This window comes from uncultured Sphingomonas sp. (assembly GCF_964244235.1).
Classification (GTDB): Bacteria; Pseudomonadota; Alphaproteobacteria; order Sphingomonadales; family Sphingomonadaceae; genus Sphingomonas.
On sequence record NZ_CAXTII010000020.1, the window covers coordinates 1 to 21834 of the forward strand.

General features: G+C 66.6%; 19 protein-coding genes. 9 read left to right on the plus strand and 10 right to left on the minus strand.

Annotated elements, in window-relative coordinates:
• Window positions 1-194 precede the first annotated feature (194 nt).
• Together ACFE7D_RS05425 and ACFE7D_RS05430 are read right to left on the minus strand one after the other, a co-directional pair.
• Window positions 195-1025: a glutaminyl-peptide cyclotransferase gene (locus ACFE7D_RS05425; RefSeq protein ID WP_375394413.1), complete on the minus strand. Its 831-nt coding sequence runs from the start codon at window positions 1023-1025 to the stop codon at window positions 195-197.
• A gap of 29 nt (window positions 1026-1054) precedes the next feature.
• On the minus strand, window positions 1055-1882 hold the full coding sequence (locus ACFE7D_RS05430) for a cold-shock protein (RefSeq protein WP_375394414.1): 828 nt from the start codon (window positions 1880-1882) through the stop codon (window positions 1055-1057).
• 257 nt (window positions 1883-2139) lie between these two features.
• Here ACFE7D_RS05430 and ACFE7D_RS05435 point away from each other — a divergent pair, with 257 nt between their 5' ends.
• The 5 genes from ACFE7D_RS05435 (at window position 2140) to rpoN (ending at window position 6623) form a co-directional block, all read left to right on the plus strand.
• Window positions 2140-2760 (plus strand): ribonuclease D, encoded by a 621-nt coding sequence (locus ACFE7D_RS05435; protein WP_375394415.1) that lies wholly within the window; start codon window positions 2140-2142, stop codon window positions 2758-2760.
• Window positions 2761-2924: 164 nt separating this feature from the next.
• Entirely contained in the window at window positions 2925-3563 is a 639-nt protein-coding gene (gene lptC / locus ACFE7D_RS05440; RefSeq protein WP_375394416.1) for an LPS export ABC transporter periplasmic protein LptC, read from the plus strand.
• A 5-nt stretch (window positions 3564-3568) separates the two neighbouring features.
• The gene (locus ACFE7D_RS05445; RefSeq protein ID WP_375394417.1) at window positions 3569-4102 is read left to right on the plus strand and encodes an LptA/OstA family protein; all 534 of its coding nucleotides are present in this window, start codon (window positions 3569-3571) and stop codon (window positions 4100-4102) included.
• Window positions 4103-4214: 112 nt separating this feature from the next.
• Window positions 4215-4997: an LPS export ABC transporter ATP-binding protein gene (gene lptB, locus ACFE7D_RS05450; RefSeq protein WP_375394418.1), complete on the plus strand. Its 783-nt coding sequence runs from the start codon at window positions 4215-4217 to the stop codon at window positions 4995-4997.
• Window positions 4998-5153: 156 nt separating this feature from the next.
• Window positions 5154-6623, plus strand: coding sequence for an RNA polymerase factor sigma-54 (gene rpoN / locus ACFE7D_RS05455; protein WP_375394419.1), 1470 nt, complete (start codon window positions 5154-5156; stop codon window positions 6621-6623).
• Between the two features lie 216 nt (window positions 6624-6839).
• Here rpoN and ACFE7D_RS05460 read toward each other — a convergent pair whose 3' ends face one another.
• The 5 genes from ACFE7D_RS05460 to ACFE7D_RS05480 form a co-directional block, all read right to left on the minus strand.
• Window positions 6840-7184: a hypothetical protein gene (locus tag ACFE7D_RS05460; RefSeq protein ID WP_375394420.1), complete on the minus strand. Its 345-nt coding sequence runs from the start codon at window positions 7182-7184 to the stop codon at window positions 6840-6842.
• A 149-nt stretch (window positions 7185-7333) separates the two neighbouring features.
• The gene (locus ACFE7D_RS05465; protein ID WP_375394421.1) at window positions 7334-8977 is read right to left on the minus strand and encodes a S10 family peptidase; all 1644 of its coding nucleotides are present in this window, start codon (window positions 8975-8977) and stop codon (window positions 7334-7336) included.
• 109 nt (window positions 8978-9086) lie between these two features.
• The gene (locus tag ACFE7D_RS05470; protein ID WP_375394422.1) at window positions 9087-9632 is read right to left on the minus strand and encodes a GNAT family N-acetyltransferase; all 546 of its coding nucleotides are present in this window, start codon (window positions 9630-9632) and stop codon (window positions 9087-9089) included.
• Between the two features lie 134 nt (window positions 9633-9766).
• Window positions 9767-10765 (minus strand): ligase-associated DNA damage response exonuclease, encoded by a 999-nt coding sequence (locus ACFE7D_RS05475; RefSeq protein WP_375394423.1) that lies wholly within the window; start codon window positions 10763-10765, stop codon window positions 9767-9769.
• A gap of 154 nt (window positions 10766-10919) precedes the next feature.
• Window positions 10920-11516: a hypothetical protein gene (locus ACFE7D_RS05480; protein WP_375394424.1), complete on the minus strand. Its 597-nt coding sequence runs from the start codon at window positions 11514-11516 to the stop codon at window positions 10920-10922.
• A 99-nt stretch (window positions 11517-11615) separates the two neighbouring features.
• Between ACFE7D_RS05480 and ACFE7D_RS05485 the strand changes: the two genes are divergently transcribed.
• Together ACFE7D_RS05485 and ACFE7D_RS05490 are read left to right on the plus strand one after the other, a co-directional pair.
• Window positions 11616-14036 (plus strand): ligase-associated DNA damage response DEXH box helicase, encoded by a 2421-nt coding sequence (locus ACFE7D_RS05485; RefSeq protein ID WP_375394425.1) that lies wholly within the window; start codon window positions 11616-11618, stop codon window positions 14034-14036.
• Between the two features lie 581 nt (window positions 14037-14617).
• Window positions 14618-16021, plus strand: a complete 1404-nt coding sequence (locus ACFE7D_RS05490; protein WP_375394426.1) for a M20/M25/M40 family metallo-hydrolase — start codon at window positions 14618-14620, stop codon at window positions 16019-16021.
• 38 nt (window positions 16022-16059) lie between these two features.
• Here the strand turns inward: ACFE7D_RS05490 and aguB are convergent, their stop codons facing one another.
• On the minus strand, window positions 16060-16923 hold the full coding sequence (aguB, locus tag ACFE7D_RS05495; protein ID WP_375394427.1) for an N-carbamoylputrescine amidase: 864 nt from the start codon (window positions 16921-16923) through the stop codon (window positions 16060-16062).
• 97 nt (window positions 16924-17020) lie between these two features.
• Between aguB and ACFE7D_RS05500 the strand changes: the two genes are divergently transcribed.
• Window positions 17021-17221: a hypothetical protein gene (locus ACFE7D_RS05500; protein WP_375394428.1), complete on the plus strand. Its 201-nt coding sequence runs from the start codon at window positions 17021-17023 to the stop codon at window positions 17219-17221.
• Window positions 17222-17223: 2 nt separating this feature from the next.
• Here the strand turns inward: ACFE7D_RS05500 and ACFE7D_RS05505 are convergent, their stop codons facing one another.
• On the minus strand, window positions 17224-18189 hold the full coding sequence (locus tag ACFE7D_RS05505; protein WP_375394429.1) for an agmatine deiminase family protein: 966 nt from the start codon (window positions 18187-18189) through the stop codon (window positions 17224-17226).
• Window positions 18186-19787: a M28 family metallopeptidase gene (locus tag ACFE7D_RS05510; RefSeq protein WP_375394446.1), complete on the minus strand. Its 1602-nt coding sequence runs from the start codon at window positions 19785-19787 to the stop codon at window positions 18186-18188. The genes ACFE7D_RS05505 and ACFE7D_RS05510 overlap by 4 nt, the downstream gene beginning before the upstream one ends.
• Window positions 19788-19849: 62 nt before the next feature.
• Between ACFE7D_RS05510 and ACFE7D_RS05515 the strand changes: the two genes are divergently transcribed.
• Complete coding sequence (locus ACFE7D_RS05515; RefSeq protein WP_375394430.1) at window positions 19850-21610, plus strand: DNA methyltransferase; 1761 nt, start codon at window positions 19850-19852, stop codon at window positions 21608-21610.
• Window positions 21611-21834: the final 224 nt, after the last annotated feature.

Here is a 21834-nt window from a genome sequence, read left to right on the forward strand (position 1 = left end):
AGCGCCTGGTCGCGCGCATGACCCTCGATATACGCCATGCCCGCAGCATACGCCGATCTGCAGCCTGGCGGAATCGCGAACGCGGCTTTCCGCACAGTCTGGATCGAGTTTCGGGAAAGCGGTGGTGTGGGACGATGGCCGTTAGATAACCGGCTTCCCGAATTGTGCCGGACCAAAGTCCACCGATACCGACCCTACCGCATCCTGATCTGAAACAGCGTCTTCCAGTTCTTCCCCGTCACGAACAGCCGGTCGCCCTTCGCGTCATAGGCGATGCCGTTCAGCACCGCGTCCCTGCCGCTCGCGCCGACCGCGTCGCGTAACGGGCGCAGGTCGATCAGCGCCTTGATCCGGCCGGTCGCCGGATCGATTCGCGCGATCGTCGCGGTTTCCCAGATGTTCGCCAGGATTTCACCCTTCACCCATTCGACCTCGTTCAGGTTCACGACCGGCGTGCCGTCCGCCAGCGTCACCGTGATCGTCCGCTTCTCCGCGAAGCTCGCGGGGTCGCGGAAGCGGAGCACCGCGCTGCCGTCGGATTGCACGAAGCCCTCGGGCGTTTCCGCCAGTCCCCAGCCCTCGCCCGGGTAGCGAAAGCTGCCGGTCTTCTTCAGTGTCGCGCGGGTCCAGCGGAAGCCGATGCCCGTGCGCCACGTCATGCTGACGATCTCGCCATGCCACGGCGCGATGCCTTCGCCGAACAGCGACGGCGGCAAGACGGTGCGCGCCAGCACCTTGCCGTCGGTCAGGCGGACGCGGCGGATGTCGGACTGGCCCTCCATCCCCGTGCTTTCGTAAAGGAACCCCTCTGACCAGAAGAGCCCTTCGGTGAACGCGGCGCGGTCGTGCGGATAGCGGGCGACGATGGTCGCGTTCTGCATCGGCGTGCCGTGGATCAGCGTCGCGCCGGGTGCCGAAGCGGCCTGGGGCGCAGCGGCCGGCGCGATGCCGGTCAGCGACAGGATCAGGACGGCGGACAGGACGAGGCCCGACCCGCGTCGCCGCGAGCCGGGCCTGTCCGTCACTGCCGACCGCCGGGGCGGCCGCATATCGATCAGCCTGCCGCCTGCAGGTTCACCGCGGCATATTTGCCGCGACGATCGACCTCGAGTTCGAATTCCAGCTTGTCGCCTTCGTTCAGCGTCGACATGCCGGCGCGTTCGACGGCGGAGATGTGAACGAACGCATCGGGCTGTCCGTCGTCGCGCTGGATAAAGCCGAAGCCCTTCATCGCGTTGAAGAACTTGACCGTACCCGTCGCCTTCTCGCCGGTCAGCTGGCGCTGCGCGCCGCCGCCCGCAGGAGCGCCGCTGCCACCACGCGCGCCACCGGGCGCCGCCGCATCACGCTCGCGCGGCGGACCGCGGTCGGTGACGGGCATCGGCTCGCCGTCGATCTTGAGGTCGGTCGCCGAGATGCGCCCGCCACGATCGACAAGCGTAAAGCCGAGCGGCTGACCTTCGGCCAGACCGGTCAGTCCGGCCTGCTCGACCGCGGAGATATGAATGAACACGTCCTCGCCGCCGTCATCGCGAACGACGAAGCCGAAACCCTTCTGGCCATTGAAGAACTTGACGACGCCGGTGCCTTCGCCGACGACCTGGGGGGGCATGCCGCGGCCACCGCCGCCGCCGCCGCCACCACTGAAACCGCCGCCGCCGCCGCCGCTGCGGAACCCGCCGCCACCGCCACCGCCACCGAAGCCGCCACCGCCACCGAAGCGATCGCCACCGCCATAGCTGCTGCCACTGCCGCCGCCGAACCGGTCACCACCGCCGCTGTTGAAGCCGCCGCCGCCGCCGAAATCATCGCCGCCGAAGCCGTCGCGCTTGTCGCGCCCACGTCCGCCACGATTGCCGCGGCCACCCTTGTCGAAACTCATAACCCTGTTCGTCTTCCCGGTTCGCCCAGATCGATAACCTAAAGAACCTTCGTGCCGGACGACGAACGCGGTCCTTCGGACGCGAAACCTTTTGCGCCACGAGACTCGCCATAGCGCAAAGCGCAAGCCCCGGCGAATAAAATCGCGAATGGCATGCCGGTTCCCCGTCGATCTTCGCGCAAGCGCGGCGACGACGCCACACCGGCTATCAACGGCCGGCCATTGAGCCCGCGGCCCGCCGCGGCTAGGGCAAGGCGATGACCGTTCATTTCCACGAAGAAGACATTCCCGCCGACCTGTTCGCGCCCGCTGCGTCGATTGCGGTGGATACCGAGACGATGGGACTGATCACCCCGCGCGACCGGCTGTGCGTGGTGCAGCTGTCCGACGGCGGACCGGACGAGCATCTGGTGCGCTTCGCCGCGGGCAGTGACTATGCCGCGCCCAATCTGAAGGCGCTGCTGGCCGACCCGGCGCGCCTGAAGCTGTACCATTTCGGCCGGTTCGATATCGCGGCACTGCAACATTATCTGGGCATCGTCGCCGCGCCCGCCTGGGATACCAAGATCGCGTCGCGCCTGATCCGCACCTATACCGATCGCCACGGATTGAAGGAGCTCGTCCGGGAACTCCTGTCGCAGGAATTGTCGAAGGTGCAGCAATCCTCCGACTGGGGCGGTCCCGCATTGTCCGACGCGCAGAAGGATTACGCCGCGTCCGATGTCCGTTTCCTCCACCGGTTGAAGGACGAACTGGAACGGCGGCTGGTGCGCGAGGGGCGGATGGATCTTGCGCAGGCGTGTTTCGAATTCCTGCCGGCACGCGCCGCGCTGGACATCGCCGGCTGGCCCGAAATCGATATCTTCGCGCATGCGTGAGGGGTTTCACCCTGTCCCTCAAACGACTCGTCACCCCGGCCTTGCGCCGGGGTCCATTTCGCCGCGCGTCCGTCGGATAAAGGCGCCTGCTGATCGCGTGCGGCACGATGGACCCCGGCGCAAGGCCGGGGTGACGGTGGGTGTTGTGCGGTTGGTAATCCCTCATGTCTGACCTCGCCGTCCGCACCCGTTCGCGGCGCCAGCACTGGGCCGCGCCGGGCAGTCGCCACGACCGCCTTGTCGGGACCGCGCGGATCGTGCTGCCGGTCGGGATCGGCGTGATGGTGGCATTCCTGGTGCTGGCCCCGCTGTTGAACGTCGGCGAGGCGTCGTTCGTGCTCGACAAGAACAAGGTCGAGGTCGCCAAGGAGCGCCTGAAGATCCAGGCCGCGCAATATCGCGGCGAGGACCAGAAGGGGCAACCGTTCGACCTGACCGCGAAGTCCGCGATCCAGCACAGTTCGGCGGAACCCATCGTGCAGCTGTCCGATTTGTCCGCGCGCGTCCGGTTGAGCGACGGGCCGGCGGACATCCACGCGGATTCGGGGGTGTACGACATGGACAGCGAGAAGGTGAAGCTGATCGGTCCGCTGAACTTCACCGGACCAAAGGGCTATGACCTGAAGACGCGCGACGCGACGGTCGATCTGAAGACGCGGCAGATGCAGAGCGGCGGCGCGGTGACGGGGACGACATCGCAAGGCGTATTCAGCGCCAATTCGCTCCACGCCGATATGGAGAACCGCATCGTGACGCTGGACGGCAATGCACGCTTGCGGATATCGCCCCGAGGTACGAGATAAGGCATATGCGCCGGCTCCTGTCCCTCGCCCTCCTGCTCGCCGGTACGCCCGCGCTCGCGCAGACCCGTCACGATTCGACCGCGCCCATCAATTTCGACGCGGCGCATATCGAATTGCAGGACAAGGCGAACCGCGCGGTCCTGTCGGGCAATGTCGTCGTCAAGCAGGCGGAGATGACATTGACCGCACCGCGCATGACCGTCGCCTATACCGGGCAGGTGGTCGGCGGCAGCCCGCAAGTATCGCGGCTCGATGCGGCGGGTGGGGTCACGGTCATCCGCCCCGGCCAGATCGCGAAGAGCCAGTACGGGGTGTATGATCTCAACAAGCGGATCGTGACGATGCTCGGCGCGGTATCGCTGACGCAGGGCGGCAACACCGTGAATGGCGGCCGACTGACGATGAACATGGATACCGGACGCGCGGTTATCGACGGATCGTCGGTTGCGGGCGGTGCCGGCGGCAGTGCGGCGGGTGGCGTGGTGACGCAAGGCGGCGGCCGGGTCAGCGGCACCTTCTCGGTCCCCAAGCGCAACTGATCGCGCGCGCGGCAGCGCTCGCCGCGGCCACCGGTAAAATCTCGAACATGCAGGTTTCCTGCCAACCGCGTCCGCGATAGGGAGAGCCACCCTGATTTGCGAGGCCCAGCCGATGGATGCCTTCACCTTGTCCCCGCGCGACGTCGCCGAGCCGACCCCGGAGCCGCCGATGACGCGCGGGTTGCAGGTCGTATCGATCGCGAAATCCTACGACAAGCGGGTCGTGCTGTCCGACGTCTCGCTGTCGGTCGGCCGCGGCGAGGTCGTCGGGCTGCTCGGCCCCAATGGTGCCGGCAAGACGACCAGCTTCTATTCGGTGATGGGCCTGGTGAAGCCCGATGCGGGCCGGATCATGCTGGACGGCGAGGATATCACCGGACTGCCGATGTACCGCCGCGCGATCCTCGGGCTTGGCTATCTGCCGCAGGAGACGTCGATCTTCCGCGGACTGTCGATCGAAAAGAACATCCTGACGGTCCTCGAACTGTCCGAACCCGACAAGGTCGCGCGGCAGAAGAAGCTCGACACGCTGCTCGAGGAATTCGGCCTGACGCGTCTGCGGACCGCGCCCGCGATGGCGCTGTCGGGCGGCGAACGCCGCCGTGCGGAGATCGCGCGCGCGCTGGCGGCGAGCCCGTCGATCATGCTCCTCGACGAGCCCTTTGCAGGCATTGACCCGATCTCGATCGCCGACATCCGCGATCTGGTGAAGGACCTGCGCCGCCGCGATATCGGCGTGCTCATCACCGACCACAATGTCCGCGAGACGCTGGAGATCGTCGATCGCGCGTACATCATCTATGATGGCCGGGTGCTGTTCGCGGGCTCGCCCGCGGAACTGGTGGCGGACGCGAACGTGCGGCGGCTGTACCTCGGCGAGACGTTTTCGCTTTAGGGTGATGGGATTGAGCGTCCCTCATTCCTCCCCGGGACGGGGAGGGGGACCAGCCGGAGGCTGGTGGAGGGGGGGCTCCGCGAGCGGACGGCCCGAGGCACACCCCCTCCACCGCTTCGCGGTCCCCCTCCCCGCGAAGCGGGGAGGAATGACGCCATGACCCTCGCCCCGCGCCTGGACCTGCGCCAGTCGCAATCGCTGGTCATGACCCCCCAGCTCCAGCAGGCGATCAAGCTGCTCGCGCTGTCCAACCTGGAGATCGAGACCTTCATCGCCGGGGAGATCGAACGCAACCCGCTGCTCGAAGCCGGGCAAGCCAGCGTCGTCACCACCCCCGAACGCCCCGAAGCCCCCGAGCCCGCGGGTGCCGACGCGCTGGTGACGGGAGCCGTCGCCGCCGAACCGCTCGACCTCGACTACGCCACCGAAAGCCATCAGTCGGACAGCGCGGCGGACGGCGGCGGCGGTTTCGATGGCGCGCTTGGCGGCGGTGCGGCGTCGTCGGGTAGCGGCGAGGTGGTCGATCTCGACTCCTTCGCCGACACCGCGGGCAGCCTTGCCGATCACCTGATGGCGCAGGCGGGCGCGTGCGTTCCCGCCGCGGACATGGCCATCGCCGCACACCTGATCGACCAGATCGACGAGGCGGGGTATCTGACCGCGACCCTGCTCGACATCGCCAACCGGCTCGGCGTGCCGCTCGCGCGGGTGCAGGGCGTGCTGGCGACGGTGCAGACCTTAGACCCCACCGGCGTCGGCGCGCGCGACCTGGCGGAATGCATTGCGCTGCAGGCGAAGGAGGCGGATCGCTACGATCCCGCGATGGCGCGGCTGATCGAGCATCTCGACCTCGTCGCGCGCGGCGAACGCGCGCGGCTGAAACGCATCTGCGGGGTCGACGACGAGGATCTGGCGGACATGATCCGCGAATTGCGCGGCTACGATCCCAAACCCGGCTGCCGCATCGGCGGCGCGCCCACGCAGACCGTGATCCCCGATCTGTTCGTCCAGCGCACCCGCGGCGGCTGGGCGATCGAACTGAACGGCGCGACGCTGCCGCGCGTGCTGGTCAACCGCCGTTATCACGCCGAACTGTCGAGCGGCCCGCAGGACAAGACCGCCAAGGCGTGGCTCGGCGACATGCTCGCCAGCGCGAACTGGCTGGTGAAGGCGCTCGACCAGCGCCAGCGCACGATCGTGAAGGTCGCGACCGAGATCGTGAAGCAGCAGGAGGCCTTCTTCCTGCACGGCGTCGCGCACCTGAAACCGATGACGCTCGCGCGGGTGGCGGAGGCGATCGAGATGCACGAATCGACCGTCAGCCGGGTGACGTCGAACAAATATCTCAGCTGCGCGCGCGGGCTGTACGAGCTGAAATATTTCTTCACCTCGGCGATCCAGGCGGCGGACGGTGGCGACGCGGTGTCCGCGGAGGCGGTGAAGGCCGGCATCCGCGCGCTGATCGCGGGCGAGGGGGACAAGATCCTTTCCGACGATACGTTGGTCGAACTGCTGAACGCCAAGGGCTTCGACATCGCGCGGCGAACGGTGGCGAAATACCGCGAGGCGCTGGGGATCGGGAGTTCGGTGCAGCGCCGGCGGGCAAGGGCACTGGAGGGGGCTTGAGGCGCTAGGTCGCCCTCACCCTTCGCCGCCTTCGGCGTCTTTCCCTCTCCCGCTGGGAGAGGGAGGGAGGCGCGCAGCGCCGGAAGGGTGAGGGCGATGGCGAGCGATCAGCACCCACCCCCTCGTCACCCCGGGCTCGACCCGGGGCCCAGCTTCTTCTTGTCCGCCGAAGAAGCGGGACCCCGGCTCAAAGCCGGGGTGACGGGATGGGTCCGATCAAACAGGCAAGCGTTCCAGTTTCGTACTCGCCGGAGGTCTGAAATGACCGCGTTCCACACTTTGACCAGCAGACCATGCGACCCACGTCCAGACGAGCGCAGCGAATGGAATGCACAACCAAGCACCGCAGAGAGTCAAAATACGCTGGGTCGATAGACTATAGTATTTATCGCCTGAAAAAGCTCTTTTGCCGAGGATAAAAGTACCTATCGACGCGACAGGTAGGGAAACCGCGGTTCCGATCATCGCGTAGGAGTAAAAACGATCGTAAGACCCGGCATAAGCCAACGTCAACACGGAGAATGGAATGGTTGCCAGCAGAGACCCGGCCCCGCCGATCATAGAATCGCTGCAGCAATCGAGAAGGACTTCTCGGTCCAGGTGGGCGACTCGTAGGGCATAAAGCGATCTGCCTCCGGCGTGCGCTATGCCGATATATTACGCTGGTAAACGTTCAGTATTGCTTGGGGATCGTATGTCGCCGCCAGCCTTCAATTCGGCACCCGCCCCGCCGCCGACATCGACGCCCCCTGCGGCGGCACCGGACTCTTCGCCGCCGTCACCGCCTCGTCATACCATGCCGCAAGATCGCGCTTCATCTGGTGCAGCGCCTCGGGGTTCAGATACACCATGTGCCCGGCCGGATAGTAACGGAACGACAGGTTCGGCTGCTGCGCGCGTTCCAGCATCATGTGGCCGAGCGCGGTTTCGGTGCCGAAAAACGGCGTCGCCATGTCGTACCAGCCGTTGAGCGACAGCACTTTCAGGTACGGGTTCGCGCGCATCGCCGCGGCCAGGTCGATCGCGGTGTTGGGCGTCGTCTGCTGCCCGCCATAGCCGCGCACCGGCGACTTGTGCGCCCAGTTCCACGTCCAGCCCGGCGCGTCGCGCGCGGACAGGCGATAGGGGAGTTCGGTCTTATAGCCGAGATCGTGCGTCACATAATCGGTGAAGCTGGCGATGAACGCGCCCGAGATCGCGTCCGACGAGGCGTCGGTCTCTGGGCTGTCGCCCGCCGCATCGGTGTCGATGCCGGTATAGCGCGAATCGAACCGCCCGATCGTCTCGCGCCGGTCGCGGAGCAGCTCTTTCTGGAACCGCGCGAGGTCGATGCGCAGGTCGGACCGCTTGATGAAATCCGCCGACAGCCCGGTCAGCGCGCTCATCTGCTGGGCGACCCGGTCCTCTTCCTGCGGACTGATCGACTGGCCCTTCGCCAGCGCGGTGGCATAGGGGCCGAGCGCGAAGGCGCGCGCCTGCGCCGCCGCGGTCGCGGCATCGGCGGGGGGATTGGCCAGCTTGTGGTGATACCAGGCGGTCGTCGCGTAGCTCGGCAGGTAATCGAGATACACCTGGTCGAGCCCTGGCTGGCGGCTGCCGTAGTTCATGATCGACGACAGCAGCACGACGCCGTTCAACGCCATCCCGCGGTCCTGCAACTGATAGGCGAGCGCGCCCGACCGCGTGGTGCCGTAGCTTTCGCCGAACAGGAATTTGGGGCTGTTCCAGCGGCCGTACTTGGTGGTGTAGCGCAGGATCGCCTTGGCGAACGCGTCCGCATCCTCGTCCACGCCGTAGAAGGCCGCGGGCTTCATGTCGCCCAGCGGCCTCGAATATCCCGTGCCGACCGCGTCGATGAACACCATGTCGGTCTTGTCGAGCAGCGTGTCGGGATTGGGGCCGACGTCATAGGGTGCGGGCTTGATGAATTCGGGGTTGGCGGTCTTGAGCCGGGTCGGCCCGAACGATCCCATCCGCAGCCAGAAGGTCGGCGAGCCCGGCCCGCCATTGTAGAAGAACGTCACCGGTCGCTTCGTGCCGGGCCGCACGTCGTCCAGCACATAGGCGGTGTAGAACAGGCTCGCGGTCGGCTTGCCCTCGGTATCGCGGATCGTCAGCGTCCCCGCGGTCGCGACATAGCCTAGCGCGCGGTTGTCGACGGTGACCGAGCCGTGCGATTTCGTTTCCTGTTCGTCCACGGGGGCGTTGGCGTAGCCCGCTTCGGCGGCGGCCCTCATCCGGTCGGCATTGCTGTCCGCCATCGACTTGTCGCTGCCCTTGGGCGGCTCCTTCTGGGCGAGGGCGGGTGTGGCGGCGAGGAGGAGGAGGGCGGCGAGGATGATCGGTCGGCGCATGGAGGGTCCCGTGTTTGTTGGCGGGGCTATCCTGCCGGAATATAGTGGAATGGCAACCGCTTCCCTTCCGTCACCCCGGCCTCGTGCCGGGGTCCATCGTGCCGCGCAATCAAAGGCTCGAGGATGCGCGGCACGATGGATGCCGGGTCAAGCCCGGCATGACGGAACGGGGGGGACGATACCGCATCGCCACATCGCACCGCGCATAGCGTGCCCCGTACTCGCGCATGATGTCGGCATCATGCACGAACCCCGCCTTCTCGTACAAATGGATCGCCGCCGCACAGCGCGCATTGGTCAGCAGGTACAAGGTCTCCGCCCCCAATTCGGCGGCGCGGGCGATCATCGCGTGCAGCAGGAACTCTCCCGCCTTCTTCCCCCGGGCGGCGTCCAGCACCCCCATCTTGGTCAGTTCGAAGCGCCCCTCGCCCGTCTTCTGCAACGCGCAGGTGCCGACCACGCCCAGCCCTTCCGCCGCGACGAAGCGGATATCCCCGCCGGGGTCGAGGATGCGCGCGCGCGGGTTTTCCAGCACCTCGCGGTCGGTGGGTTCCAGCGTGAACATCGATTGTATCCACTGCGCGTTGATGTCGTGGAACGCGGTGGCGAGATTGTCGGTGAAGGGGACGATGGTGAGGGTGGGGGTGTCGGGCATGGCGTTGGGCTACAGGAACGGGCCAAGAAACGGCAAGCACCGCGGCGAAGCCGCGTCGTCGGTCGGGGCTGTTGGCCCGCCGGCCGGACGCGCCTCAAGCTCTGCCGCTGCTTCGCTGCGGCCCTGCCGGCGCGTCAGTCATCCTCGTCCTCGAACCCCACCAGCGCCAACGCGCGCGCCTTCATCTGCCGCGTCGCGCACCAATGCACCAGCGCCTCCTCGCGCCCATGCGTGACCCACACCTCCCTGGGCGCGATCTCGGTCAGGGTGTCGGTCAGTTCGTCCCAATCGGCATGGTCGCTAAGGATCAGCGGCAGCTCGACGTTCTTCTGCCGCGCACGCTGGCGCACCCGCATCCAGCCGCTGGCCATCGCGGTGATCGGATCGGGCAGCCGCCTGGACCAGCGGTCGTTCAGCGCGCCGGGTGGGCACATCACGACATGGCCCTGCATCGCCGCCTTCGGCACCCCGGCGACCGGGATCAGTTCGCCAAGCCGCACGCCGTGATCGGCATACAGGTCGCACAGCCGCTGCAGCGCGCCGTGGATATGGATCGGTGCCTCATGCCCCCGCTTGCGCAGTTCGGCGATGACGCGCTGCGCCTTGCCCAGCGCATAGGCGCCGACCAGCACGCACCGCGTCGGATTGGCGTGGAGCGCGGCGATCAGCTTGTCGATTTCGTCGCCGGTATCGGGATGGCGGAACACCGGCAGCCCGAACGTCGCCTCGGTCACGAACACGTCGCAGGCGACGGGTTCGAACGGCGTGCAGGTCGGGTCCGCGCGGCGCTTATAGTCGCCCGACACGACGACCCGCTCGCCTCGGTAATCCAGTATGATCTGCGCCGAGCCCAGGACATGGCCCGCGGGGACGAAGCCGACGCGCGCGTCGCCCATGGCGATCGTCTCGCCATACGCGACGGGGTGTCCCGCCTGGGGGCCATAGCGCGCGTCCATGATCGCGAGCGTCTCGGGGGTCGCCCACACCGCCGCGTGGCCGCCGCGGGCGTGGTCGGCATGGCCGTGGGTCACGAGCGCGCGGGCGCTGGGGATCGACGGGTCGATCCAGGCGTCCGCGGGCTTGACGTAGATGCCATGGGGATGGGGTTCGAGCCAGTCGCCTAGGCGGGGCATGGGAATGCCCTAACCGGTATACTTACCACCCCGGCGAAGGCCGGGGCCCAGTCGCGCCGGTTGCGGTAACGAAGGGCGTGACGCGCCACGATCGTCCCGCCACTGGGCCCCGGCCTTCGCCGGGGTGGGGAAAGGGGGGCGCTGTTGGATAGCATCACCGCCGCCCCACCCGCACGCTCGTCAGGATCGCGTCCATCCGCGCCGCCGCTGCGCCTTGGGTCGGCGCGCTCGTCGGCAACGCATCCGCCGCCGTCACCGAATAGGTCGCGCGGTCGATCGCATAGCACACCCCGTCCACCACCGTTCGCAGGTCGGTCGCAACGATCCCTTGGCTCATCCCCGCATCGCCGTTTCGGTACGCCGTCCAGCGATGTCCGCCGAGGATCCTGTTCGGCAAGCGCTTTCCGCTACCGCCGAGCGCGCCCGTCGTGCCGCATCGCGCGACCACGCCCGCGTCGCGGCTCAGGCCGATCTGGACGAGTTCGGTCACGACCCCCGGCCCGCTGGCGGGCCGCGCATCCTGCGAAAAGCGGACCACGCCCGACCCCGGCCCGGCCGCGGTGCCGTCCCAGGACAAGCGCCACCCCGCCGCCATCAGCGATCGCCCGCCAAACGCGCGGCCCGGCGTCAGGCCCGCAGGATAGGTCAGCCGCACCAGCCCGCCCGCAGCGCTATACGCGCGCTGCAACGGCGTCGCGCCGACCGCCGCGGCGATCGCCAACAGCGGAAGCGCAAACCGGACCGGGTGCATCCTGTTCTCCATGGCACGGTCAACGACCCAGCCCTGCACAGGCTCCATGGTAGGCTCGCGTATCGGCCCCATATAGAGCCCGATGCGCGTATACCGTCCGTGAGCGACCCCCTGCCGACCCTCCCTCCGGTCTTCGCCGAATGGTTCGCCGCGCGCGGCTGGCGGCCGCGGCGGCACCAGATCGACATGGTCCGCGAGGCGCAGGCGGGCCGCCACGCGCTGCTCGTCGCGACGACCGGCGCGGGCAAGACGCTCAGCGGGTTCCTGCCGACGCTGATCGACCTGATCGAGACCCCGACCGAGGGGCTGCACACGCTCTACGTCTCACCGTTGAAGGCCCTTGCGGTCGATATCCAGCGCAACCTGCTCGGCCCCATCGAGGAGATGGGCCTCGACCTCCGCGTCGAGACACGCACCGGCGACACCCCGTCTGACCGCAAGGCGCGGCAGCGGATCCGGCCGCCGCAGATCCTGCTGACGACGCCGGAATCACTGTCGCTGCTGCTCAGCTATCCCGACAGCTTCACGATGTTCGCGGGGCTGAAGACGCTCGTCGTCGACGAGGTCCATGCGTTTGCCACCGGCAAGCGCGGCGATCTCCTCAACCTGTGCATGGCCCGCCTCCAGCGGATCGCGCCTTCGACGCGCCGCGTCGCGCTGTCCGCCACCGTCGCCGACCCCGACGGCTACCGCGCCTGGCTCGCCCCGGACGGCGATATCGACGCGGTCGCGCTGGTGCAGGGCGAACCCGGTGCGCCGCCCGACATCGCCATCCTGCTGCCCGAGGGGCGCGTCCCCTGGTCGGGCCATTCGGGCCGCTACGCCGCCGAACAGGTCATGGCGGAGATCGAGACGCACAAGACGACGATCGTCTTCTGCAACACGCGAAGCCTGTGCGAACTCATCTTCCAGGACCTGTGGAAGGTCAACGCGATGTCGCTGCCGATCGGTGTCCACCACGGATCGCTCTCGCTCGAGGCGCGGCGCAAGGTGGAGGGTGCGATGGCGGCGGGGCGGCTGCGCGCATTGGTCGCGACCGCCAGCCTCGATCTCGGCGTCGACTGGGGCGATGTCGATTGCGTGATCCAGATGGGCGCGCCCAAGGGATCGTCGCGCCTGCTCCAGCGGATCGGGCGGTCGAACCACCGGCTGGACGAATCGTCCGAGGCGATCGTCGTGCCCGGCAACCGCTTCGAATATCTGGAGGCGCGCGCCGCGCTCGACGCGGTGGAGGCGGGGGAACTGGACCCGGACGTCTTCCTCATGGGCTCGCTCGACGTGCTCGCGCAGCATGTCATGGCCTGCGCCTGCGCCGCGCCGTTCGACCAGGCCGCGCTGCTCGACGAGATACGCGGTGCGCTCCCCTATTCCGCGCTCACCGACGAGGCGTTCGATCGCGTGCTCGGCTTCATCCGCGACGGCGGCTACAGCCTGAAGGCGTATGACCGTTTCAAGCGGCTGACGCAGGACCCGGACGGCACATGGCGCGTCAGCCATCCGAAATTCACGACCCAGCACCGGCTGAACGCCGGGATCATCGTGGAGGCGACGATGCTGACCGTGCGGTTCAGGAACGGCCGGTCGCTCGGCAAGGTCGAGGAGGGGTTCGCCGCGAGTCTGAGCCACGGCGACACCTTCTTCTTCGCAGGCCTCAGCCTGGAGGTCGAGAAGATCGATACCGAGGACCTTATCGTCCGCGCGACCAGCAAGCCCGCTCGTATCCCGACCTATGGCGGCAGCCGGATGGCGCTGTCGACCAGCCTCGCCGACCGCGTCCGCCGTTTCCTGGCCGAACCCGGCGAATGGGCGCGCTTCCCAGGGGACGTCCGCGAATGGCTGGAATATCAGCGCGCGCGCTCCGCGCTGCCGACGCCCGACCAGCTGCTGGTCGAGACCTTCCCGCGCGAGGGGCGGCATTACATGGTCGCCTATAGTTTCGAGGGGTGGAACGCGCACCAGTCGCTCGGCATGCTCCTCACGCGGCGGATGGAGACGCTGGGGCTCAGACCGCTCGGCTTCGTCGCGAACGACTATGCGATCGCGACCTATTCGATCGACAAGGTCGCCGATCCCCGCGCGCTGTTCTCGCCCGACATATTGGAACATGAATTCGTCGACTGGGTGCAGCAGTCGCATCTGCTCAAACGCGCGTTCCGCGAGGTCGCGGTGATCGGCGGGCTGGTCGAGCGGCAGCATCCGGGCAAGCGCAAGACCGGGCGGCAGGTGACGTTCTCGACCGACCTGATCTACGACGTGCTGCGCCGCTACGAACCCGGGCATCTGCTGCTGGAGGCGGCCTGGGCGGATGCGCGCGCGAAGATGACCGATGTCGGGCGGCTGGCCGGGCTGCTCGACCGCGCGGCGGCGACGATGCTGCACATGGACCTGCCCCGCATCACCCCGCTCGCGGTGCCGGTGATGACGCTGATCGGACGCGAGAAGATCGCGACGGGGTCGTCCGACGACGCGCTGCTGGTGGAGGCGGAGGCCTTGGCGGCTGAGGCGATGCGGCTGGATTGAGGGGCTCGCTCCGTCACCCGGGGCCGGCACGTCGGTTGTCGCGTTCGACCTGCTCGCCGTCACCCCGGGCTCGTCCCGGGGTCCATCGTGCCGCGCATGCTCACGCGTATTGTTCGCGGCACGATGGATGCCGCGACGAGCCCGGCATGACGGAGGGTGGGGAGAAACCGCTGTCCTACATAACGCGGTTTGTGATCCACCGATTACCATGGTTCTCGCGCTCACCCGGCTCTTGTCGTCGTCCGGCCGTCATTCCCGCGCGAGGGCGATTCCCCTGCTGACGTGCCGTGTGGTTCGTCCACTTCCGATTGCGTCTGGTGCAATCGCGATGCGCGGCTCGGTCAGCGCTTGCCCCCCCCCGGCGAAGGCCGGGGCCCAATCGCCGGACGATCGTGGCGGCGCAACGCACGTCGTTGCGAGCACCTGTGCAATTGGGCCCCGGCCTTCGCCGGGGGGAGAGGACGGGTGCGCGCGCCGCTTGCCAACGCTCGCGGGCGGGGGGGCCGGCGCTGTAGCGGCTTGCCGGTTGCATCGGACCGCCGATGCCGCTCTAATCGGCGGGACTTCACGGGGGACGGCGGATGATTGCTCGATTGGCGGCATGGATGGCGACGGCGGCGATGGTCGCGGTACCGGTGGCGGCGTCGGCGCAGAGCCGGCCCGACCAGCAGGCGTTCTTCGGCCTCTACAAGCAGCTGGTCGAAACCAATACGACGCTGTCGGCCGGAAGCTGTACCGGTGCTGCGGCGCAGATCGTCGTACGATTGAAGGCGGCGGGGTATGAGGACGCCGACATCACGTCGTTTTCGGTACCCGATCACCGGAAAGAAGGCGGCATGGTCGCAGTGCTCAAGGGATCGGACCCGGCGGCAAAACCGATGCTCCTCCTCGCGCATCTCGACGTCGTGGAAGCGAAGCGGGCGGACTGGCAGCGCGATCCGTTCACGCTGGTCGAAGAGAACGGCTATTATTACGCCCGCGGCACCGTCGACGACAAGGCGATGGCGGCGGTGTGGGCGGATACGATGATCCGCTTCAAACAATCGGGCTATGTGCCCAGACGCACGGTGAAGCTTGCGCTGACCTGCGGCGAGGAGACCACGTTCGCGTTCGACGGCGCGGAGTGGCTGGCGAAGAACCGGCCCGATCTGGTCGCCGCCGAATTCGCGCTGAACGAAGGCGGCGGCGGACGGCTGACCGACAATGGCAAGCGCGAAACGCTGGCGCTTCAGGTCGGCGAGAAGGCGGCGCAGAACTATACCTTCGCGGCGACCGATCCGGGCGGGCACAGCTCGCAACCGACCCCGGCGAATGCGATCTACGAAATCGCCGACGCGCTCGAGGCGGTGCGGGCATATGAATTCCCGATCCACTTCACCGACACGACGCGCGCTTTCTTCACCGCGACCGCCGCCGCTAGTCCCAAGCCGCTGGCCGATGCGATCCGGGCGCTGATGGCGAACCCGAACGACAAGGCCGCTGATGCGATCGTGAGCAACGACAAGGGGCTGCACTCGACGCTTCGCACGACCTGTGTCGCGACCTTGCTCAACGCCGGCCATGCCGAGAACGCGTTGCCGCAGCGCGCGACCGCCAACGTCAATTGCCGGATCTTCCCCGGGGAAAGCATCGACCAGACGCTGACGACGCTGAAGCGGCTGGCGGGTCCGAAGGTGACGGTCACCGCCAACATACCGGTCCGCCCGACCGCGATTCCGCCGACGCTGGACCCGAAGATCGTGGGACCCGCGCGCGCGGTGGCGGCGAAGCACTTTCCCGGCGTGCCGCTGGTACCGGTGATGTCGACGGGCGCGACCGACGGCATCTTCCTGGAGGCGATCGGGATACCCGTCTACGGCGCGCCGGGTATCTTCCTCGACAAGGACCTGGACGGCATCCACGGGCTCAACGAGCGGATCCCGGTCAAGTCATTGTATGAAGGGCGCGATTATCTGTTCGACCTGGTGAAGGCCTATGCGGGGTAGGGCCTCTTCGTGTTACTGCGAACGCAGGAGAACGGGGATCAGATATCCTCGACCAGCCGCCCATATAAATCCGGCCGCCGGTCGCGGAAGAATCCGAACGCGGCGCGGTGGCGTTTCACCACGTCGAGGTCGATCGTCGCGGTGATGACCCCCTCGTCCTCGCGGCCGAGTTCCGCCAGGATGTCGCCGCGCTCGTCGCAGATGAAGCTGGTGCCGTAGAAGGTCTGGCCCCCCCCTTCTCCATTGGGTTCGGTGCCGACCCGGTTGGCGGCGACGATCGGCACGACGTTCGACACCGCATGCCCCACCATCGCCCGCCGCCATAGTCGGGCGGTGTCGAGCGAGGTGTCGTGCGGCTCGCTGCCGATCGCGGTCGGGTAGAACAGGATTTCCGCCCCCATCAACATCATCGCCCGCGCCGTTTCGGGATACCATTGGTCCCAGCACACGCCCACGCCCAGCGTCGTGCCCGCGCCCTTCCACACCTTGAACCCGGTGTTGCCGGGGCGGAAATAGAATTTCTCCTCGTACCCCGGCCCATCCGGGATGTGGCTCTTGCGGTAGACGCCCTGCACTTCGCCGTCGGGCCCGATCATCGCCAGGCTGTTGTAGTGATGCGGACCGTCCGCCTCGAAGAAGCTGGTCGGGATGATGACCTTCAGCGCCTCGGCGAGCGCCTGCATCGCCAGCACCGCCTTGTGCTCGCCCACCGGCGCGGCCTTGGCGAACAGGCCCTCGTCCTCGACCCGGCAGAAATATTCGCCCTCGAAGAGTTCGGGCGGCAGGATGACCTGCGCGCCCTTCGCCGCCGCTTCCTTCGCGAGGCGCGAGACCGCGGCGATGTTGCGGTCGATATCGGGGGTGAACCCTAGTTGCAGCGCGGCGACGGTGATTTCGGTCATGGGGCGCAGATAGGCGATGTCGACGGTCTCGCCAATTGCAGACGACCGCCACTTTGTGTATTATCTAAACGACACACCAGGATAGTGGAGGCTTATAATGTCCGCTCATCAACGGTCACTTGCGCTGCTCGTCGAAGCGTTGCGCAATGTCGGTCGTCCGCGCCGCCCGCCGCATGGCCATCCGCGCCGTCCCCCGTTCGCGGACGGCCAGCCGGTCATGCCGCCGAACGGACCGCAACCGCCGTCGCCAATGACTGGCGGCGCGGCGTTGGCGCTGCCCGACGAGACGCCAGTATAGACCTACCCCGGTATCTGCTGGCTTATACAGTGGAAGCTGCCGCCCCCCGTCAGGATATGATCCGCATGCAGCCCGACCACATGCCGGTCGGGAAAGATCGCCTTGAACGCAAGCACCGCGGCATCGTCGTCCGCCGCGCCGTACATCGGCACGACGACCGCGGCGTTGCCGATGTAGAAATTCATGTAGCTGGCCGGCACGATCTCCTCGCCGCGCATCACCCGACCGGGGGATGGCACGGGCACGACCTCCAACCCGGCGGCGCGGGCGGCGGCGGCGGCGCGCTGATAGACCTGCCAATTGGGGTCGTTGTCCGCGCCGACGGGGATCGCGACGCGGCCCGGCCCCACGAACCGCGCCAGGTTGTCGACATGGCCGTCGGTATGGTCGTTGTGCAGCCCGTCGCCCAGCCATACGATCTGGTCGAACCCCAGATCCTCGTGCAGCCGCGCCTCGATCTCGTCGCGGGTCAGTACCGGATTGCGGTTGGGGTTCAGCAGGCATTGCTCGGTCGTGACCACCGCGCCCGCACCGTCGCCGTCGATCGCGCCGCCTTCCAGCACCCAGTCGCAGTGGACGACCCGCTTGCGCCGCCCCAGCGCCAGCCGTTCGCCGATGCTGTCGTCGCCGGGCAGGTCGTATTTGCCGCCCCAGCCGTTGAACGGAAACGTACGCACGCTGCCGTCCGCCATCACGATCGGCGCGGTGTCGCGTAACCAGATGTCGCCGAAAGGTTCGACCACGATATCGGCGAACATGCCCGCCATGGTCTTCGCCGCGCGCGCCGCCTCGTCGTCCGCGGCGACGAGCAGGATCTTTTCACCCTTGCCATCGGCATGGACCGCCCGTGCGAACGCCACGACCTCGGCCCGTGCGGGCTCCAGATCGTCCCGCCACAATTCGGGATGGCTCGGAAATCCGATCCACACCGCCTTGTGATGCGCCCATTCGGGCGGCGGCGGCTTCATTGCGCCGCGCCGGACGCCCGCGACCGGTCGCGGGTGGCGCGGAATTCGGCGGTCTCGTACCAGTTCGGCCACAGCTTCGTGTCGTCCGCCAGCTTGCGGCCGAGCGTGTAGTAGATGTCCAGATCGGCGACCGCGCCGGACCAGTCCCAGCCCGGATCATATTCGTCCTGCGGCTTGTGATAGCGGTGTGCGACATAATCCTCGGTCGCGGCATGCCCTGCCGCCTTGCCACCCACGATCAGGTCCTCGCCCGATCCTCCGTCGAGCATCGGTACGCCGAGCTTCGCGAAGCTGAAATGGTCCGACCGGTAGTAGCCGCCGCGTTCGGGGTTCGCCTCCGTGCCGATCGTCCGGCCTTGCGCGGTGACGATCGGCTTCACCAGATCCTCGATCTCGGACTTGCCAGCGCCGGTGATGACGAAATCGCGGGCACGGCCGTTCACGTTCAGCACGTCCATGTTCACCCCGCCGACGGTGCGCGCCAGCGGATAGACGGGATGCTCCGCATAATAACGCGACCCCAGCAACCCGGACTCCTCCGCGGTCACCGCCAGGAATGCGATCGACCGCTTCGCCGGCCCCGCCTTTGTCTGCGCCTCCGCCAGCGCGATCAGCCCTGCGACCCCGCTCGCATTGTCCAGCGCGCCGTTGCAGATGCCGTCGCCGTTGACGGGCGTGCAGTGGCCGAGATGATCCCAATGCGCGCTGTAGAGGACATAGTCGTTGGGGGCCGTGGTGCCCGGCAGCGTGCCGATGACGTTCTTCGACGCCTGTCGCCGAATGGCATTGTCGAAGCTCGTCGACATCGCCACCCCCAGCGGCACCGCCCTGAAGCCCTTGTGCCTGGCCGCTTCGGACAACGCGGCGAAATCCCGTCCCGCGCTTGCGAACAGCGCGGTCGCGTCCGCCTTCTGGATCCAGCCGATCACCTTCGACTGGTCCATATGATCGTCCGTCTCGTCCAGTTCCAGCTGCGGGCCGGTCCAGGAGGATTGCACGACCGCGAACGGATAGGCGGCGGGTTCGGTGTCGTGGACGATGATCGCCGCGGTCGCCCCCTGCCGCGCCGCCTCTTCGAACTTGTACGTCCAGCGCCCGTAATAGGTCATCGCGCGGCCTTCGAACAGACCTTCGCGGCTCGTCGATTGCCAGTCGGGATCGTTGACCAGGATGACGACCGTCTTGCCGTGCACATCCAGCCCGGCATAGTCGTTCCAGCCCTTCTCCGGCGCGTTGATCCCGTACCCCACGAAGACGACGGGGCTGTCCTTCACCGCGATCCGCGGCACCACGCGGTAGGTGCCCGCGACCATCTGCGTCCGGTAGGCGAGGCTGATCGGCGTCTTGCCGCCAGTGAAGGTCAGCGGTGCCACGTTGCTGGCGGTGATCTGCACCATCGGCACGTCCTGCGTCCAGCCGCCATGCACCCCGGGCTTCAACCCCGCGGCCTTCATCCGATCGACGATATAGGCGACCGTCCTGTCCTCCGCAGGCGTCGTCGGCGCGCGGCCCTCATAGGCGTCGGAGGACAATGTCTTGTCGACGGTCTTCAGCGTCTCGACCGAGATGGCGGGCGCGGTCTGTGCCGATGCCGGCATCGCGACGAGCGCGATCAGCGGCAGGCAGATGGATCGAAAATGATGCACGACTGACCCTCCCGGTGGATGCGCGCAACCTTGCCAGCGGCGCATGGGTACCGCAAGGTTCGGACATGAACCGACTTTACTATGGCGACAATCTCGAGGTGATGCGCAAAGCCATCGACGACGCGAGCGTCGATCTCGTCTATCTCGATCCGCCGTTTAACTCAAACGCGGGATATAACGTGCTGTTCAAATCCGCCAGCGGTGCGGGCGCGGATGCCAGTATCGAGGCATTCGACGACACCTGGACCTGGGGCGAGGCATCGAAGAGTGCTCTGCTGGATATCGACAGCGGCATCAATCGATCGCTCCAGGTGATGATGCGCGCGATGCACGACGCGCTCGGCGATAGCCCGCTGATGGCGTATCTGGCAATGATGGCGGTGCGGCTGGTCGAACTGCACCGCGTCCTGAAATCGACTGGTTCTTTATATCTTCACTGCGATCCGACCGCGAGTCATTATCTGAAACTGGTCTTGGATGCGGTGTTTGGAGCGGAGAATTTTCGGAATGAAATCGTATGGCGTCGCACCAATGCCCATAATAAATTGTCGAAGCAATTTGGTCCGATCCATGACACGATATTATTTTATTCTCGATCGGACGATGTAGTCTTTCATCCCGGTCGTCGTCCCTATTCCCAAGCTTACATCTCTGGATCGTTCTCCAGCGAAGATGATGAAGGGCGATATCAATCAAATGTGCTAACCGGCGCGGGGATACGGTCGGGCGACAGCGGTCAACCCTGGAGAAACTATGATCCGACGCCAAAAGGAAGACATTGGGCGATCCCCAAAAAGTTAGTGGCCGCGATCACCAACGGCGGCACGTTCGAGTCGCTCAATGACATCCTCGACGCGCTCGATCGCAAGGGTTTCATATTACATCCAAAGTCCGCAGGAGCGCTGCCAAGATACAAGCAGTATTTGGAGACTTCCGAAGGTGTTCAATATCAGGATATCTGGGCATATCAGCCCGGCACGCGCGGAACGTTGGCAGGGTCTACCGAAGGCATCGATGAAGATGTAAAGTGGCTCGATTCGGAACATGAAAAGCTGGGTTATCCGACGCAGAAGCCGGTAGGACTTCTTTCCCGACTCATTGAAACATCCTCCAACCCCGGCGACGTCGTGCTCGATCCCTTTTGCGGCTGCGGTACCGCAGTCGATGCGGCAGAGAAGCTCGGGCGGCAGTGGATCGGGATCGACATCACACATATCGCGATCGGCATGATCGAGAACCGGATGCGCGAAGGCTATTCCGGTATCCGGTTTGAAACGATCGGCGTGCCAAGAGATCTCGCTAGCGCCGAGCGACTGGCGGCGGACGATCCGCACCAGTTCCAGCAATGGGTAAGCTGGCAGGTCGGCGGCTATCCCCGCGACAAGAAGGGCGGCGACAAGGGCATCGACGGCTGGTTTAACTATCTCGCCGAAAGCGGCAAGGTGGAGACCGGCGTCATCTCGGTAAAGGCGGGCGATATCGTCAACCCGAACATGGTCCGCGATCTCGGCCGCGTCATGGAGCGCGACAAGTTCCGCTTCGGATTGTTCGTCATGAAATCGATGCCGACCAAGGGCATGCGCGAGGAGGCTGCATCGCATCCGACGATCGAGACCGAATTTGGGCGCTTCCCCGCACTGCAGATCGTGACGCTGGCCGAACTGATGATGGGGCTGAAACCCAAGCTGCCGCCGCTCATCAGCCCGGTGAGGAAAGCCGCGCGCGTCGAAACGCGGGTCAGCCATCAGAAGGGGGCGCAGGGGGCATTGTTGTGACAGACCCAGAGTGCATGTTTGTCCGGGATGCCATCGGACTTCATGAGGGGGAGTTTGAACCCAACATGATCCCTCATCCGAACCGCAGAGGGTTTGTATCGAAAGGCGGCCGGAGCAGATTTGGTCCGGCTGTCCGAAAGCTCGCCTCGCTTCATGAAAGCGATACGCAAGGCGGAGCCGGATGAAAAATTCCACTGGTAGAGTACACGAAGAACAAAGGGGCA

Excerpts from the sequence above, each read along its gene's own strand:
- ACFE7D_RS05435 (WP_375394415.1), top strand. The coding sequence starts at position 2,140 with ATGACCGTTCATTTCCACGAAGAAGACATTCCCGCCGACCTGTTCGCG.
- ACFE7D_RS05475 (WP_375394423.1), bottom strand. The coding sequence starts at position 10,765 with ATGCCCCGCCTAGGCGACTGGCTCGAACCCCATCCCCATGGCATCTAC.
- ACFE7D_RS05470 (WP_375394422.1), bottom strand. The coding sequence starts at position 9,632 with ATGCCCGACACCCCCACCCTCACCATCGTCCCCTTCACCGACAATCTC.
- lptB (WP_375394418.1), top strand. The coding sequence starts at position 4,215 with ATGGATGCCTTCACCTTGTCCCCGCGCGACGTCGCCGAGCCGACCCCG.
- ACFE7D_RS05505 (WP_375394429.1), bottom strand. The coding sequence starts at position 18,189 with ATGAAGCCGCCGCCGCCCGAATGGGCGCATCACAAGGCGGTGTGGATC.
- ACFE7D_RS05510 (WP_375394446.1), bottom strand. The coding sequence starts at position 19,787 with ATGCCGGCATCGGCACAGACCGCGCCCGCCATCTCGGTCGAGACGCTG.
- ACFE7D_RS05445 (WP_375394417.1), top strand. The coding sequence starts at position 3,569 with ATGCGCCGGCTCCTGTCCCTCGCCCTCCTGCTCGCCGGTACGCCCGCG.
- ACFE7D_RS05430 (WP_375394414.1), bottom strand. The coding sequence starts at position 1,882 with ATGAGTTTCGACAAGGGTGGCCGCGGCAATCGTGGCGGACGTGGGCGC.
- ACFE7D_RS05480 (WP_375394424.1), bottom strand. The coding sequence starts at position 11,516 with ATGCACCCGGTCCGGTTTGCGCTTCCGCTGTTGGCGATCGCCGCGGCG.
- ACFE7D_RS05500 (WP_375394428.1), top strand. The coding sequence starts at position 17,021 with ATGTCCGCTCATCAACGGTCACTTGCGCTGCTCGTCGAAGCGTTGCGC.
- aguB (WP_375394427.1), bottom strand. The coding sequence starts at position 16,923 with ATGACCGAAATCACCGTCGCCGCGCTGCAACTAGGGTTCACCCCCGAT.
- lptC (WP_375394416.1), top strand. The coding sequence starts at position 2,925 with ATGTCTGACCTCGCCGTCCGCACCCGTTCGCGGCGCCAGCACTGGGCC.
- ACFE7D_RS05490 (WP_375394426.1), top strand. The coding sequence starts at position 14,618 with ATGATTGCTCGATTGGCGGCATGGATGGCGACGGCGGCGATGGTCGCG.
- ACFE7D_RS05460 (WP_375394420.1), bottom strand. The coding sequence starts at position 7,184 with ATGATCGGCGGGGCCGGGTCTCTGCTGGCAACCATTCCATTCTCCGTG.
- ACFE7D_RS05465 (WP_375394421.1), bottom strand. The coding sequence starts at position 8,977 with ATGCGCCGACCGATCATCCTCGCCGCCCTCCTCCTCCTCGCCGCCACA.
- rpoN (WP_375394419.1), top strand. The coding sequence starts at position 5,154 with ATGACCCTCGCCCCGCGCCTGGACCTGCGCCAGTCGCAATCGCTGGTC.